Here is a 16,991-nt window from a genome sequence, read left to right as displayed (position 1 = left end):
AAGTTCGAAAAGTTGTCATGTTTGCATGCCAAGCGTAGATAAGGTTGGGTGCAGGATTGATAAGGGAAAATAGCAGCTTCCTGCAAAAAGAAAGCGCCCTCGTGGGAGGGCGATGTCAACGTTTAACCAGTGACACTGCTTGCCTTCTGTCATCGATAGGCTGTTTAGGTGTAAATGATTCATTATTTTGCGATTTCTGTCGGACTGTTATGTTTTGAATCGAAAAGGGTGATTTGTTCATACTCGCCTTCCTTTAATACGCTTTGGTCGTTTTTCATTAAGTAGGTGTAGACACCAATTGCAATGAACAATCCAAATGTCCACGCGTTGTCCCAAAGAAAACGAAGTGGCGGTATGAATAAACCAAGTACAGGAATAACGACTCCCACAATCAGTGCGTACACTCCGTTTTTGTTGAACCCATTTGCATAATTGTAACGGCCATTCGGTTTGTACAGTTCCTTTAGGTGCAACTGTCTTCGGCGAACGAGCCAATAGTCCGCAATAGCAATGCCGTCAATGGGTCCAAGCAAAGCGGCGTATGTGCCAAGCCAGCCGAATATATAATTCCCAAAGTTGGACATAATATACCATGGCTGCAATAAAATAGCGAATAGTCCTGTGATAATCGCGCCAATTCCAAATGTAATTCGCTTCGGATATAAATTTTCGATCGCTCGGGCAGGGGCAACCACGTTGGCACCCACATTAATAGTTACAGAAGAGATGACAATAATAATAGTCCCTAATAGAATGACAAATGGGGGAAATTTAGCTAACAGCTGCACGGGATCCCAAATGGCTTGACCAAAAATCACAATGGTTGCTGAGGTTACGGCAATTCCGATAAATGAAAAAACAGTCATTGTAATAGGCAAGGATAAACTTTGGGCGACCATTTGTGATTTCTGACTCTGTGCGTATCGGCAAAAATCAGGGATGTTTAATGCCAATGTGGCCCAAAAGCCGATGACGCCAGTTAAAGAAGGGAAAAAGACTTTCAAAAATTCACCGGTTGTTTCGAACTTAGAAGGAGTCTCTAAAATCGGTCCCCATCCTCCGGCGTTCGTAAATGCCCAAATGAGCAAAATGATGGAAGAAATCCCGACAACAGGTGCAGCCACTGCGCTTAGCTTTTTGATGCCTTCTGGGCCTCTATAAGCAACGCTGATATTTAAGATCCAAAATAATGCAAATACAATGGCTGTATGTCCCGGTAAATTTCCCCACGAAGAGAATGATGCCATGAGTAATGTGTCAATGGCTTTTGTTCCGATCCACGTATTGATTCCAAACCATCCGGCTGCTACAAGGGCCCGGGCTAAAGTGGGAATATGGGCGCCTTTATCTCCAAACCAAAGCCGGGCAAACACAGGATAAGGAATCCCGAATTTTGTTCCTGCATGAGAGTTTAATAAAATCGGAATAAGGACGATCACGTTCCCCAGAAAAATGGTACCAACAGCTTGCCACCAGTTCATTCCTAAAGCAATCATGCCGCTGGCCATGGTGTATGAAGGAATGCATAAACACATTCCAATCCACAATGTAGCAAAATTGATTCCTTTCCATGAATGTTCTTGCCTTGTTGTCGGACGCAAGTCATCATTCCATAAAGGACTTCCACTGACTTCTTGTGCGGCTTCCTCCGTCAAGACCACAATCCCATTGTGTTCAATTTGTGTTTTCATTCATATCCCCCTTTTTTTAAAAATCCAGTGTATAAAAGAGAAATTTAAGAAAATTCTATCTATACTATGTAAATTTTTCATTATACGATTTGTCAAATAAGAAAAAGAGAAATCTATTCATTATGTAAAATGTGTAACTATTCCTCACATTTTGATGTTCTCAATCCTAGGGAGCAACTTCGTCTAGCTGTATATTTATTTCGCTGAAATTTACATAGTGAACAATCAATGTTTTCTATTATTTAACAAAGTGTATAATGAAAAGCTGGTGATTTACTATGTAGAATATTCTTAAAGTTCAGCCTAATTGTGAAACTAGATAAAATGAAGAAGGAGTGATTGGAGCATGGCTGATCAAGTGACCATTGGTTTGATCCAAGCTTCTCATAATGTGCATGGGGACGAGCCGGTCGAGGTTCATAAGGAAAAGGCGATTGAAAAGCACGTCAAGCTTGTCAAGGAGGCAAAAGATCGGGGAGCACAAATCATCTGTTTGCAAGAGATTTTCTATGGCCCGTATTTCTGCGCCGAGCAAAATACAAAATGGTATGAGGCGGCGGAAGAAATTCCAAATGGTCCGACGACCAAAATGTTTCAGGAAATAGCAAAACAGCTGGGGGTAGTGATCGTTCTACCGATTTATGAAAGGGAAGGAATTGCTACTTACTATAATACGGCAGCTGTCATTGATGCCGATGGAACCTACTTAGGAAAGTATCGCAAACAGCATATTCCGCATGTCGGGGTAGGAAACGAGGGCTGTGGATTTTGGGAAAAATTTTATTTTAAGCCTGGAAATTTAGGCTATTCGGTATTTGATACCGCATTTGCCAAGATCGGCGTTTATATTTGTTATGACCGTCATTTCCCAGAGGGAGCGCGAATTTTAGGACTAAAAGGCGCTGAAATTGTGTTCAATCCATCCGCTACGGTAGCAGGTCTCTCCGAATATTTATGGAAACTGGAACAACCGGCTCATGCCGTTGCCAATGGCTATTACGTGGCTGCCATCAATCGGGTTGGATATGAAGCACCGTGGAACATGGGAGAGTTTTACGGGCAGTCTTACTTGGTTGATCCTAGAGGGAACTTTGTGGCCATGGGCAGCCGTGATCAAGATGAAGTGGTGATTGGCGTTATGAATAAGAAGATGATTCGGGAAGTGCGCGATATTTGGCAATTTTACCGTGATCGTCGTCCGGAAACCTATAGTGAAATGACGGCTTTACTTCCATAGAAAGCAGCGAGAAAGGGGAGGAGGGAATGACTCTATTCCCTTTCTTTAAAAATGACGCGTGGAGGGGGATGGAGATGGAGCAATCACGTTTGGAAAAGAACTTTGAAGAAGTAGAGCCTGGCTTGACAGATCGAGAAGCAATGGAAGAAGCGAATCGATGTTTGTACTGTTATGACGCTCCTTGTATTCGAGCTTGTCCGACAGGGATTGATATCCCCGCTTTTATCAAAAAAATTGCTTCTGGGAATGTAAAAGGGTCAGCGAAAACCATTATGTTGTCAAACCCGGTTGGCGCCAGTTGTGCAAGAGTGTGTCCGACAGAGGAATTATGTGAAGGGGCTTGTGTTTTAAATCATTCTACAAAACCCATTATGATTGGAAAATTGCAGCGATATGCGACCGATTGGGCGATCCGAAATAAAGAAGTATTATTCCAAGCGGGACGAAAAAATGGAAAAACAGTGGCGGTTGTCGGCGGCGGCCCTGCTGGATTATCATCGGCCAGAGAACTAGCTCGTCTTGGGTATGAAGTGACCATTTTTGAAGCGGAGAACCAAGCAGGCGGGCTAAACACGTATGGCATTGTTTCTTTCCGCCTCCCTCAAAATATCTCGTTGTGGGAAGTCAATCAAATCAAAAGCTTAGGCGTGCAAATCCGCACGAATACAAGGGTTGGTAAGGATATTGAAGTAAACGAGCTCCTAGAAAATTATGATGCTGTTGTTTTAGCTGTTGGCATGGGGAAAGTGCCAAAGTTAGGAATCCCGGGAGAAGATTTGGACGGAGTATATGATGCCATTGAGTTGATTAAAGAGACGAAAACAAAACCGTTGACTGATCGGCTGGTGGGGAAAAGGGTAGTTGTGATAGGTGCGGGAAATACCGCGATTGATGCAGCTACCTGTTCGGTGCGTCTAGGAGCGGAAAATGTAAAAATTTTATATCGCCGGACGAAAGAAGAAATGACAGCTTATGAATTTGAGTATGAGTTTGCCAAACAGGATGGTGTCGAATTTCGCTGGCTAACAGCACCCAAAAGGATTATTGGCGACAGTAAGGGCAAGGTTACTCATGTTGAATGCGTTCGGATGGAATTGGGAGAACCAGACGCTGATGGCCGCCGCCGCCCTCTTCCGGTTGAGGGATCGGAATTTATTATGCCGGTTGATGTTGTCATTAAAGCCATTGGGCAAGAGCGCCATATCGAATTGATTGAAGCTTTTGGATTAGAGCATGATCATGGCGTAGTCAAGGTGAATCCTGAAACTTATCAAACGTCGAATCCGAAGGTGTTTGCTTGTGGGGATGTGATTTTTGAAAGAGGAAAAGGCGAAGCGATGGTGGTGGTGGCAGCGCAGCAAGGGAAGGAAGCAGCTTACGGGATTCATCGATATTTGACAAAGGCAGTAAGCGAAACGGCCTAAATGAGAGGAGGGAACGGCAATGGCTGATTTAAGCATTAACTTAGCGGGAATCAAGTCCCCCAATCCATTTTGGCTCGCTTCCGCCCCTCCCACCAATTCGGGGTATCAAGTGCAAAGGGCATTTGAGGCGGGTTGGGGAGGAGCGGTATGGAAAACATTAGGGGAACCTATTTTGAATGTATCGTCCCGATTTGCGGCAATCAGTTTTAACGGACAGCGAGTCATGGGCTTTAACAATATTGAATTAATCACGGATCGTCCTCTTGAGGAAAATTTAAAGGAAATTTATGAGACGAAAAAACGTTTTCCTGACCGGGCTGTCGTTGCTTCTTTGATGGTCGAGCCCAAGCGCGAAAAATGGCATGAGATTGTGAAGCGAGTAGAAGATGTGGGCGTGGATGGGTTGGAACTCAATTTTGGCTGTCCGCATGGAATGGCGGAACGGGGGATGGGATCGGCATCAGGTCAAGTGCCAGAATTGGTCGAACGACAAACATATTGGGTCAAAGAGGTGGCACGCACCCCTGTCATTGTTAAATTAACTCCTAATATTACCGATATTACGGCGACCGCTGAAGCGGCTGCCCAAGGCGGGGCAGATGCCATCAGTTTGATCAACACAATCAATAGTCTCATGGGGGTGGACTTAGATACGTGGAATACGATTCCACATGTAGCAGGAAAGGGGGCGCACGGGGGATACTGCGGTCCAGCAGTAAAACCCATTGCTTTAAATATGGTGGCCGAATGCGCGCGACACCCGCGTATCCGCATTCCGATTTCGGGAATTGGCGGGATCTCCAATTGGAGAGATGCCGTTGAGTTTATGTTAATGGGAGCGACAGGAGTTCAAGTGTGCACGGCGGTTATGCACCATGGGTTTCGGATTATCGAGGATATGATTGAAGGGTTGAATCACTATCTTGATGAAAAAGGAATTGCTTCCGTAATGGATATTGTAGGGAAATCAGTGTCAAAGTATTCTGATTGGGGAGATTTGGACCTCAATTATAAGGTTGTGGCGCGAATTCATCGTGAGCGCTGTATTCAGTGCAATAAGTGCTACATTTCTTGTGAAGATGCTTCCCATCAATGCATTGAGCGTCTCGTAGACGAAAACGGAAAAGAATATTTAAAAGTGCGCGAAGAAGATTGTGTAGGATGCAATTTATGTTCCATCGTCTGTCCGGTTGACGGAGCGATTGAGATGGTCGAAGTGCCAAGCGAACATCCCCCGATGACATGGAATGAACGGCAAGTGGCCCTTGGCCGGCTAAGCGGTTGCAGTGTGGATATCAAATCATTATAAATGAAGGAGGGTATCATGATGACAAAATTGATAAAAAATGGAACAATTGTCACCGCTACAGATATATATGAAGCCGATCTCCTCATTCAAGATGGGAAAATTGCAGTAATCGGGAGAAATTTAGATGAGAGCGGAGCGGAAGTGATTGATGCCACAGGTTGTTATGTGTTTCCAGGAGGCATTGATCCGCACACCCATTTAGATATGCCGTTTGGCGGCACTGTGACAAAAGACGACTTTGAGTCGGGGACGATTGCCGCCGCATTTGGCGGGACGACGACCATTATTGATTTTTGCTTAACGAATAAAGGTGAGCCCCTGAAAAAAGCGATTGAAACTTGGCATAACAAAGCGACGGGGAAAGCGGTGATCGATTACGGGTTCCATTTGATGATCAGTGAAATAACGGACGATGTGCTTGAAGAGCTTCCAAAAGTGATCGAAGAAGAAGGAATTACCTCCTTTAAAGTATTTATGGCGTATAAAGATGTGTTTCAAGCTGATGATGGAACCTTGTATCGGACGCTAGTCGCGGCAAAAGAACTCGGAGCGCTTGTCATGGTGCATGCCGAGAATGGAGACGTGATTGACTATTTAACGAAAAAAGCCTTGGAGGACGGGCATACTGATCCGATTTATCATGCATTAACGAGACCTCCAGAGCTAGAAGGAGAAGCGACGGGGCGCGCCTGTCAATTGACAGAACTCGCTGGTTCGCAATTGTACGTCGTTCATGTATCGTGTGCTCAAGCGGTAGAGAAAATTGCTGAAGCGCGCAATAAGGGGTTGAATGTATGGGGCGAAACTTGTCCCCAGTATCTGGTGCTCGATCAGTCCTATTTAGAAAAGCCGAATTTTGAAGGTGCTAAATATGTATGGTCACCGCCGCTTCGTGAGAAATGGCATCAAGAAGTGCTATGGAATGCCTTGAAAAACGGCCAGCTGCAAACGCTCGGATCTGACCAATGCTCATTTGATTTTAAAGGCCAAAAAGAATTAGGAAGGGGAGATTTTACCAAAATCCCAAATGGTGGTCCTATTATTGAGGATCGGGTGAGTATTCTTTTCAGTGAAGGAGTGAAAAAAGGGAGAATTACCCTCAACCAGTTTGTTGATATTGTATCAACAAGAATCGCCAAATTGTTTGGTCTATTCCCGAAGAAAGGAACCATTGCCGTCGGTGCGGATGCGGATTTAGTCATTTTTGATCCAACGGTTGAACGGGTGATTTCAGCCGAAACACACCATATGGCTGTGGATTATAATCCGTTTGAAGGGATGAAAGTAACAGGGGAACCTGTGTCGGTTTTATGTAGAGGAGAATTTGTGGTACGTGATAAACAATTTGTCGGGAAACCGGGGTACGGCCAATATGTTAAACGCGCGAAATATGGGGCGCTAATGGCCGACCAAGATGTGGTGAAAATGTCCTAACGTAAATAAATCATTGAACACCAACAAGCTGTGCCTGGCGGTAAGGATGCGGGTCACGACGAGAAGCGGGGGGTGTGTGATGACTTACCATCAGTTTCTACGTGAGCGAGAAAAGATCGATTACTTAATTGAACAAGGATACTATATGAAAAGCGTAAAAGAAAATTTAAGCGGATCGTTTGTTGAATTTGAGAAAGAAGACTCTTTGTCAGAAACAAGAGATATCCAAACACTGCATATTACAAACGCTGATGCACGCAAATATTTTTCGTCATTATTAATCCGCCAGCTCAGAAAACACCACGAATAGAGAGAAGAGCGATGCACATCGCGATAAGCGCCGGAACGAGTTCCTCTATATATCCTCAATCATTATAGAGGCAGGGCCGGCGCTTTGATTTTCATGAAACAGAGCGCGAATCGCCTAAATGAATGTCACATCTCATAACATAAAACGAGATCGATGATGTTGCTTTCTGTATAATGAAACGTAGAAGGCCATATATAGCCAAGCCGTTACATAAAAATTTGTGATAGAAGCAGGAGCGACCGTTTACGCTGCCTAATATTAAAATGGCATTGCCATGATTGGTGTAAGGGGAGTGAAACAAAGTGTATGAAGACTCCTACATTAACGGTTTCTGATATTCTAAAGCGGAAACATTTTGAACATGTTGAAGTGGTTGCAGGGCATAATGGGCTCAACCGCACTGTAAAATGGGTTCATGTTGTCGAGGTTGCGAAAATCCATCATCTGTTAAACGGAAAAGAGCTGATTTTATCTACTGGGGTAGGATGGAAGGAAAATAAGGAACTGTTTCGATCGTTTGTAGAACAGCTTATCAACTGTGACGCTTCGGGATTATGTATTGAAATCGGTATGCATACTCCTTCTGTTCCGCAAGAAGTAATCGATTTAGCGAATGCGCATCACTTTCCGATCATTCTCTTTCTCAAAGAAGTGCCTTTCGTTGAGATCACCCAAGACATCCACACTTATTTAATTAACCAACACTATGAAATCATCTCCGGACTAGAATCATATTCACAGCAATTAAACAAAAAATTACTTTCAATGGACCATTATAGTGAAATTTTAAAACTATTGCACCACTATTCGGGACATCAAGTGGTTTTTAACTCACATTTCGCACCCTCTCGACGAAAATCGGGAGGATTTTTTCGTTCCGATGTCGAATGAATCCTTGACACACAAGGAACGTAAAGGAGTTTTTCTCTTATGAACGTTCAAGTCAAAAAGGTCTATCGCAATCATTATTTGAATATAATAAGTGCCCTATTCAAGAAACTGGGCCTGCCCCAATTGATTGACCATCTCGTTCCCGTTGATCCACAGTGCCAGACTCGAGTCAGCGATGCCGTTCAGGCCATCATCTACAATATGTTTGACGGCCGGCAAGCCCTCGTTCACGTGGAACGATGGGCTCAGGAGATCGATCTAGAGAAACTCATCCGTCCCGGTCTCCATCCTTCCTGGTTGAACGACGATGCCTTGGCTCGTCATCTCGACCGCTTGTATGAGGCCGATATTCACAAGGTGATCAGCACTTGCTTGATTCACATTTATCGCAAAGAAGGCCTTTCCCTCCGAGCCTTTCACGCCGATACGACGGACAAGACGGTTTACGGCGCGTATGAATCGGCCTCATTAGAGGCTTTGCAGATCACACATGGCTACAACCGCCATCATCGTTGGCAAAAACAGATCGGTTTCGGACTGGTCGGCAACGAGGACGGCATCCCGTTTTACGGCGATGTGCACGATGGCAACCTGCCCGATAAAACATGGAATCCCGAGGTGCTGTCTCGTGTCCATGAACAGCTGAAGCAGGCCAAAATCGAAGACGAATGGATTTACGTGGCCGATTCCGCCGCGATGACGAAAGAGACCCTGGCGCAAACCAAAGCGGCCAACGCCTTTTTGATCACCAGAGGCCCTTCGTCGCTCCGGATCGTGAAAACCGCGCTGGCCGAAGCGGATGCTGAGGACACGACGTGGAGCGATCCCTTTACGTTGGCGGAGAGAAACGGCGCCACGTACCGGGTATGGGAAACGGCCTCGACGTATGAAGGCCACCCCGTTCGGCTGATCGTTGTTGAATCGAGCGCGCTCGACCAGCGAAAAGGAAAGACGCTTGAAAAAGAACGAACCAAAGAAGCGGAGCTTCTTCGCGAGGAACAAGCCCGTTGGGAGCGTCACCCCTTCTCCTGCCGGGAAGATGCCGAACAAGCCTTGGCGTCCCTCAAGGCGTCCCTTCGCCCCCGGTTTCATCGGGTTGAGGCCGCGGTCGAAGAGATCGTACGCCTGAAAAAACGGCGCGGACGGCCGAAAAAAGGGGCGGAACCCGAGGTGGAGACGCTGTATTTCTTGCACCTTGACGTCGAATTCGACCAAGACGCGTGGGAACAGGCGAGACGGAAAGCGTCCCGGTTTGTCCTCGTCACGACCGTTCCGAAGGAATGGAAGGGCCAACCCATGGATGCCCAAGAGATCTTGAAGCTGTATAAAGGGCAGATCTCGGTGGAAATGAACTTCGCTTTTTTGAAAGATCCGTTTTTCACGGATGAGATTTACGTCAAAAAACCAGAACGGGTCGCAGTATTAGGCTATTTGTTTCTGTTGGCCTTGGCGATTTACCGCGTTTTTCAGCGCCGAGTGCGTCAGTTTATTACTCCAGAACACCCGTTGAAGGGTCCTGGAGGCCGCAAGCTGACCCGGCCGACGGGACAGGCGATTTTTCAGCTGTTTCAATATGTGAACGTCGTCCTGTTCAAGCTGCCGGATGGGCGCATCCAACGCTCACTGGATCGCTCCCTTACCCCTGATCAGCGAAGGATTCTGCAGGGATTGGGCATGGATGAGAGCATCTACGTGTAACGTGATACGGAACGACCAGCGATGGTAAAAAAAGGATTGCCATCGCTCGTTGTGTTGGTCAAAAAGTTATTCTGAAAAACTAAATAAAAAATCCTTTGTTTTGACCTTGTTAGGGTGCGAAATGTGAGTTTTAAAATAAACGGCAGAGAGGTGGAGATATTTCCTAAATATAGCAAAACATTTAAGGAAGAACAGTTGATAGTTGACGACAACGCAGCTTCCAAGAAAAGAGTGGCCACCCAACCGATCCAATTTCTCGGGAATGAATATGCCGAGCTATCCATTGTGTCAACCGGAAAGGAAATCAGCGAATTTGATCTGCTGATTTTGGATCGTACGGCAACTGCGCTGGCACAGCATCTGCTTCGTGATTTGTATGTCGATGAAAAAAAGAGAGTAGAAGAAAATGAGTGGTTGAAAAGCTGGCTAGAGGGAGAGCATCCCATTGAAAATGTGTTTAGTTATTTGGCTGAGTATGGGGCAGAGCCAAATCCAAAAGGAGGGACAGTGCTTGTTGTCCGTTTTAAATCTTCAATGAAGCAATGCTCGAATTTAGACATGATTTATTTTAAAATGCTATGCCGGACGATTTTTGAACAACAAGGTTTTTCGACATTTCCTGTCGATTTTCACAGCAGCATCGTATTTATTATGATCAATAACAGGGAAATGAAAACATGGAAAAGTCGAATGAAAATAGGACTGAATTCTTTGCTTGAATCGGATTATATTCAAAAGAAGAAATTACCTCAATTTGTTGTCGGGGTCGGAAAATTTATCGAAAATGTTTCTCATATGGACAAAAGTTATCGGACGGCTTTAGAGACGATCAAAATTCAACATCATCTTGGCGGCAGAGCCAATAGCTGTTTTTATGAGGATTTGCATATCTATCGAATTATTTCCCTTATTCATAAATACAATGATTTGTATGAAGTTGTCATGGAATACTTAGAGCCTGTTCTTCAATACGATGAAAAATATAATGGAAACTTGTTGGAAACGTTAAAGGTATATTTGGCGTGTAACGGTTCAAAAAAAGAAACCGCACAAAGACTATTTGTCGTTAGGCAAACGCTGTATCATCGAATCCAAAAACTAGAGTCGCTTTTAGGAGAGGATTTTATGAATCCGGAAAAACGGCTCGCTATTGAGTTTATGATCAAGGCATATGAATATTTACACTCGCAAAGTATGGAAAACAAATATGTGCAGCATGATCGGTTGCGAAGATTGTAAGTAAGAAGTCTCCCCCCTGAGAAGCGAAAAGCAGAAGATGCCGTAGGCTTCTAGGGGGATTTCTTTCGTAAAAACATCCATGAGCAATTTTTTGCTCTCCACCGACATGAAAATCTCAGTCCAAGGCGCGCACATTTTCAAAATTTGGTCACATTGTGGAATAAATAGGCTAATCGCTTTTACGCTTTGTCTAGTGAAGGCAATCAAAAACTGGAGGATAATTTTGTGTAACAATACAAAATATTTAGATCATGAACAAAGATAGGAATAAGGAGCATTCCCGTTAGGAGCTTTTCCGGGGACTTGATCAAAAAAAGCCCTCTTGGTATGATGCAGGGGTGTCAAACACATCACTCACCATACCAAGGAGGACTTCAGATGAATTGTACACAAAACTATAAAATTGATCAAGTCACCGAACAAACGCTTGTCGTGGGCATCGATATCGCGAAACGAACCCACTACGCCTGCTTCGTGGATGACCGGGGGCGTGTGCTTCGCAAATCGTTCCCGATCTTCCAGTCGAAAGAGGGCTTTCGCCAGCTGTATGAAGCGATTCAGGAGGCGATGCAAGCGTTCGGAAAGCCGCAGGTGATCGTCGCGGTGGAGCCGACCGGGCACTACTGGTTGAACCTCGCCTACTTCCTCGAGGAGCACGGGATCCCGTTGGTCATGGTCAACCCGGCGCATGTGTGCCGGTCGAAAGAACTTGATGACAACCTGCCGACGAAACACGACGCCAAAGACGCCCTGGTCATTGCCAGACTGGCAAAAGACGGACGATTCCTCGTTCCCCGGCTGCTGCACGAGATTGAAGCCGATTTGCGCGTGGGGAGCACGCTCAAAGAGAAGCTCCGCAAGGAACAGACGGCGGTGAAAAACGCGATCGTCCGCTGGACCGACCGATATTTTCCGGAGTTTTGGACGGTGTTTCGCGACCTGGGGAAAACGGCGCTTTCGGTGTTGGAGTGGACGCCGCTTCCGGCTGATATGGCCGGCCGGACGGTGGAGGAGCTTCTTGAGGTGTACCGGCAAAGCGAAGGGATGAAATGCCCGCAGAAGGCCAAAATTCAGGCGTTGATCAACACCGCGAAGGACTCGATTGGGGTGACGGAAGGGACAGCGATGGCCCGGTTTGAGATCGCCGCGCTCGTCCGCCGATACCGCCAATTGGAGGCGGAGATCGCTGCACTGGACGCCGAGTTGAAGGCATTGGTTCAAACGACGATGGAGTACCAATGGTTGAAAACGGTCGACGGGTTGGGAGACGCCACGATCATCGATCTTCTGGCGGAGATCGGCAGCTTCGCCCATTATCGGGACCCGCGTCAATTGGTGAAGTTGGCGGGCCTGACGCTCAAGGAGAATTCCTCCGGCCAGCGCAAAGGGCAAAAGCACATCTCCAAACGGGGACGGAAACGGCTGCGATCGGTGCTGTTTCGGGCGATGATTCCGCTGATTCGGCATAACGAGGCGTTTCGCGAGCTGCATGAGTATTATACGACCCGATCCGTCAATCCGCTGACCGGAAAGCAGTCCATCGTCGCCTTGTGCCGGAAGCTGTTGAATGTGCTGTTTGCGATTTGTACGAAGAAACAAGCGTTTGACGCGGAGCGAATGAAACAGGACGTCTTGTCCCAGGTGCAACGGGCGGCCTAAGGCCTCCCCCTGCGAACGGAAGAATCGTTGGACAACAGGATGACACCGGAGAAGCTGGCGTGATTTCATCCATTCGACCTTGAGTCCCCAAAGGAGCTTGGCCGGCCTCCGCCTGATGACGAGACCGAACGAGGGAATGTTGGCGCGAAGACGCCCGGAGACATGGGAGGGTTCGTCCTCATCAGCGACGCGGAGATCCAAAGGGTGCATCGAATACGCTTCTCCCCACGGAAGGAAAATATCCCCAGCCGTGGCCGCGAAGCGCACCCTAGGTCTGTAAGATATCCACAAAACTGAAAAAGGATGTAAGGGATTTTGTCGAAAAATATTTTTTGGACACCCCTGAGGGGCCGAAAAGCCTTGATAAATCAACATTTCTAGAGGGAGGAGAATCTGATGTCCATCACCAAACCGGAAACAACGGTTCTCAAAAACTATATCGGCGGACAGTGGGTGGCATCGAGTGGCACAGAAACGCTAGAAGTCCCGAACCCGGCGACTGGGGAAGTGTTGGCGCGTGTTCCGATCTCAACCAAAGAGGATGTCGATCAAGCGGTGCAAGCAGCCAAGAAAGCGTTTGCGACGTGGAAAGATGTCCCTGTTCCCAAACGAGCGCGGATTATGTTTTCATTTCACCATTTGTTAAACCAGCATCATGAGGAATTAGCGGAGCTTGTCGTACAGGAAAATGGCAAAGCGTATAAAGAAGCGTACGGAGAAATTCAACGGGGGATTGAATGCGTGGAGTTTGCGGTCGGCGCTCCGACTTTGCTGATGGGGGAATCGCTGTCGAATATTGCGGAAGAGATTGACTCGGAAATGTTTCGTTATCCGTTGGGAGTTGTGGCAGGGATCACTCCGTTCAACTTCCCCATGATGGTGCCGCTTTGGATGTTCCCGTTGGCGATTGTGTGCGGCAATACGTTTGTATTGAAGCCATCGGAACGGACGCCCATTTTGGCCAATAAGTTAGCAGAACTGTTTACGGAGGCAGGTGCCCCTCCTGGAGTGCTCAATGTCGTTCATGGAGCGCATGAGGTGGTCAACGCCTTGATTGATCATGAGGATATTCGTGCGATTTCATTTGTCGGTTCACAGCCAGTGGCCAAGTATGTGTATGAACGGACAGCAGCGCAAGGCAAACGAGTGCAGGCGTTGTCGGGGGCGAAAAATCATCATATTGTCATGCCAGATGCGGATGTAGAGACGGCCGTACAACATGTGATCAGCTCAGCGTTTGGCAGCGCGGGCCAGCGTTGCATGGCTTGCAGTGCAGTCGTGATTGTCGGGGAAAACGAAACGTTCGTCCGTCGGTTGAAACAAAAAGCGGATGAGTTGATTATTGGGAATGGTATGGATCCGGAAGTGTTATTAACCCCGGTCATTCGGCAGTCTCACCGTGAAAAGGTGCTAGGCTACATTCAGAAGGGGATTGAAGAGGGTGCTGTATTGCTTCGCGATGGACGAAAGGAAATGGATGATAGACCCGAAGGCAATTTTTTAGGTCCCACGATTTTTGATTATGTCACCCCGGATATGACGATCGCCAAAGAAGAGATCTTCGCACCTGTATTAAGTTTGCTGAGGGCCAATGATTTAGATGAAGCGCTCAGCTATATTCGGAAGTCTCGGTATGGGAACGGGGCGACGATTTATACAAAGGATGCGAAGGCCGTCCGGAAATTCCGTGAAGAGGCCGATGCGGGGATGTTGGGCATTAACGTCGGCGTGCCGGCGACGATGGCGTTTTTCCCGTTCTCTGGCTGGAAAGATTCGTTTTACGGCGATCTTCATGTGAATGGAAAAGATGGCGTGAATTTTTACACGCGCAAAAAGATGATTACTTCCCGGTTTGATTTTTAACCTGTGTTGGGTGAAAGGGGCAGAGAATCATGCAAACTGAACAAACCCACCAACTGTGGCTCGACAAAGATGACCGATATATCTGGCATTCGATGAAGCCATATAACCCACAAGCAACGCTGATTGCCGCCGAAGCAAAAGGCTGCTGGGTGACGGATGCAGCTGGCCATCAGTATTTGGATGCGATGGCCGGGCTCTGGTGCGTCAACGTCGGCTACGGGCGCGAGGAACTCGCCGAAGCGGCGTATGAGCAGCTGAAGACGCTGGCGTATTTCCCGTTGACGCAAAGCCACTTGTCGGCGATTCAGCTCGGGGAAAAGCTCAACGAACTGTTAGGCGATGAGTATGTGATTTTCTTTTCCAACAGCGGGTCGGAAGCGAACGAAACGGCGTTTAAAATCGCCCGCCAATACCATCAGCAACGCGGGGAGCATCATCGGTACAAAATCATTTCCCGCTACCGGGCGTACCATGGGAATTCGATGGGGGCGCTCTCAGCCACCGGGCAGGCGCAGCGGAAATACAAATACGAGCCGCTCGCCCCAGGTTTCATCCACGTGCCGCCGCCGGATGTCTACCGCGACCCGGATGCGGCGGACGATCCGCGCCGACTGCGGGCGGTAAAGGCCATTGATGATGTCATGACGTGGGAGTTGAGCGAAACGATTGCGGCCGTCATTATGGAGCCGATCATCACCGGGGGCGGTGTGCTCATTCCTCCGGACGGGTATATGAAAGCGGTCAAAGAAGTGTGTGAAAAACACGGGGCTTTGCTTATTGTCGATGAAGTCATCTGCGGCTTCGGCCGGACGGGAAAAGCGTTCGGATTTCAACACTACGGCGTCAAGCCGGACATTATCACGATGGCGAAAGGCATTACGAGCGCGTATTTGCCGCTGGCGGCAACGGCGGTTCGGAAAGAGATTTACGAGGCGTTCAAAGGAACAGGCGAATACGACTATTTCCGCCATGTCAATACGTTTGGGGGCCATCCGGCTGCTTGTGCGGTGGCGCTGAAAAACATCGAGATTATGGAGGAGGAGCGTCTGTTTGACCGTTCGCGTGAAGCGGGCGAATGGCTGCTTTCGGCACTGAAAACGAAACTGGCCGACCATCCGTACGTCGGGGATGTGCGCGGCAAAGGGCTGCTTGTCGGCATTGAATTGGTCGCCGACCGAGCGACGAAAGAGCCTCTTGATGTGTCGCTTGTCAATCAAGTGATCCATCGATGCAAAGAAAACGGCCTCATCATCGGCAAAAACGGAACGACAGTCGCCGGGTACAACAACGTGCTCACCTTATCGCCGCCGCTTTGCATCACGGATGATGAACTTTCGTTTGTGGTGCGTGTCTTGACCGGGGCGCTAGCGGCCATTCAATAAGAAGAAGGACAAACGCCAGCTTGGGTCGACAGGCTGGTGTTTTATTTGCCTTCGTGCAGACATTCGGAAAAACATAGAAGCAGGCGGCTGTCGCTAGGGCTGAACGTTCTCCCGCCTATGCGCTTGTTCTTCGAGATGGGAGATTCTTAGACACCTGCCTCAGGGCAGGCTGCCCGATCATCGATTCCTGTGTGTTTGACGAAAGATCGATCATGAACACTGAATGGCCATTCCGAACAAGAGCCGTTTTAACCCCATTCAAATACATACGTTAATGGAATAGCTAAGTCCTTAAATTGTGCGGAATGCAGCGTGTCTTGTTGTCCGTATGTTGCATGTCGTTGATATGTACCTTCGTGCAAATAGTACACATGAATCATTTTATTAGCAGTATCAACAATCCAATATTCCGCAATTCCATAGTGTTGGTAAGTATAAAATTTTTCGTTGTAGTCTTTTAAAGCGGTTGAAGGTGACAAGACTTCAACAACCAGTGTAGGTGCCCCGTAACATCCTTTTTGGACAATCTGTTTTTTATTGCAAATCACGGCAATATCGGGTTGGACAATGTCATCAGGGGTTTCATACGTTTCATTTTTGCTAAGGAATACATCAAACGGCGCCATAAAAACATAACAATGTTTGTTTTGGAAAAAATGGCGCAAAGCAAAATACAATTCTCCGACTGCAAATTGATGTTCCGAAGATGGAGCAGGTGTCGTATTATATGCTTTTCCATTTATAAGTTCCCAGCGACCTTCCCATGTTTTCCAGTCAGCGTAAGTGTAAATTTTGTTCGAGTCAGGGATATTGCCCATTGTTTCACCCTCTTTCATTTTTAAGAATACGTTTGT

Annotated in this window: 11 protein-coding genes and 2 pseudogenes; 11 read left to right on the top strand and 2 right to left on the bottom strand. The window is 47.1% G+C overall.

Going from position 1 to position 16,991, the window contains the following annotated elements:
• Positions 1 to 182: 182 nt before the first annotated feature.
• The gene (locus ACVX3G_RS13275) at positions 183 to 1,691 is read right to left on the bottom strand and encodes an NCS1 family nucleobase:cation symporter-1 (RefSeq protein WP_011230915.1); all 1,509 of its coding nucleotides are present in this window, start codon (positions 1,689 to 1,691) and stop codon (positions 183 to 185) included.
• A gap of 346 nt (positions 1,692 to 2,037) precedes the next feature.
• On the opposite strand from ACVX3G_RS13275, the gene ACVX3G_RS13270 reads away from it, so the two are divergent.
• From ACVX3G_RS13270 to ACVX3G_RS13220, 11 genes and pseudogenes are all read left to right on the top strand, one after another.
• On the top strand, positions 2,038 to 2,928 hold the full coding sequence (locus ACVX3G_RS13270) for a nitrilase-related carbon-nitrogen hydrolase (protein ID WP_011230916.1): 891 nt from the start codon (positions 2,038 to 2,040) through the stop codon (positions 2,926 to 2,928).
• Between the two features lie 74 nt (positions 2,929 to 3,002).
• Positions 3,003 to 4,352, top strand: coding sequence for an NAD(P)-dependent oxidoreductase (locus ACVX3G_RS13265; protein WP_011230917.1), 1,350 nt, complete (start codon positions 3,003 to 3,005; stop codon positions 4,350 to 4,352).
• Between the two features lie 19 nt (positions 4,353 to 4,371).
• Positions 4,372 to 5,661 (top strand): NAD-dependent dihydropyrimidine dehydrogenase subunit PreA, encoded by a 1,290-nt coding sequence (preA, locus tag ACVX3G_RS13260; RefSeq protein ID WP_011230918.1) that lies wholly within the window; start codon positions 4,372 to 4,374, stop codon positions 5,659 to 5,661.
• An 18-nt stretch (positions 5,662 to 5,679) separates the two neighbouring features.
• Positions 5,680 to 7,095: a dihydropyrimidinase gene (gene hydA / locus ACVX3G_RS13255; RefSeq protein ID WP_011230919.1), complete on the top strand. Its 1,416-nt coding sequence runs from the start codon at positions 5,680 to 5,682 to the stop codon at positions 7,093 to 7,095.
• Positions 7,096 to 7,174: 79 nt separating this feature from the next.
• Entirely contained in the window at positions 7,175 to 7,405 is a 231-nt protein-coding gene (locus tag ACVX3G_RS13250) for a hypothetical protein (RefSeq protein ID WP_011230920.1), read from the top strand.
• Between the two features lie 306 nt (positions 7,406 to 7,711).
• Positions 7,712 to 8,233 (top strand): annotated as a pseudogene (locus ACVX3G_RS13245) (PucR family transcriptional regulator ligand-binding domain-containing protein); the annotation flags it as partial.
• Between the two features lie 102 nt (positions 8,234 to 8,335).
• Positions 8,336 to 9,994, top strand: coding sequence for an IS1634 family transposase (locus tag ACVX3G_RS13240; protein ID WP_014194949.1), 1,659 nt, complete (start codon positions 8,336 to 8,338; stop codon positions 9,992 to 9,994).
• A 61-nt stretch (positions 9,995 to 10,055) separates the two neighbouring features.
• Positions 10,056 to 11,233: pseudogene (locus tag ACVX3G_RS13235) on the top strand (PucR family transcriptional regulator); the annotation flags it as partial.
• A 378-nt stretch (positions 11,234 to 11,611) separates the two neighbouring features.
• Positions 11,612 to 12,892 (top strand): IS110 family RNA-guided transposase, encoded by a 1,281-nt coding sequence (locus ACVX3G_RS13230; protein WP_012749415.1) that lies wholly within the window; start codon positions 11,612 to 11,614, stop codon positions 12,890 to 12,892.
• Between the two features lie 396 nt (positions 12,893 to 13,288).
• Complete coding sequence (locus ACVX3G_RS13225) at positions 13,289 to 14,755, top strand: CoA-acylating methylmalonate-semialdehyde dehydrogenase (RefSeq protein ID WP_033845442.1); 1,467 nt, start codon at positions 13,289 to 13,291, stop codon at positions 14,753 to 14,755.
• Between the two features lie 29 nt (positions 14,756 to 14,784).
• A complete protein-coding gene (locus ACVX3G_RS13220; RefSeq protein WP_011230923.1) occupies positions 14,785 to 16,137 on the top strand; it encodes an aspartate aminotransferase family protein in 1,353 nt (450 codons plus the stop codon).
• A 248-nt stretch (positions 16,138 to 16,385) separates the two neighbouring features.
• Here ACVX3G_RS13220 and ACVX3G_RS13215 read toward each other — a convergent pair whose 3' ends face one another.
• Entirely contained in the window at positions 16,386 to 16,955 is a 570-nt protein-coding gene (locus ACVX3G_RS13215; RefSeq protein ID WP_011230924.1) for a Uma2 family endonuclease, read from the bottom strand.
• Positions 16,956 to 16,991 lie beyond the last annotated feature (36 nt).

The sequence above is a fragment of the Geobacillus sp. PLS 41 genome (assembly GCF_056494105.1).
This window is presented reverse-complemented; position numbering and strand designations above follow the sequence as displayed.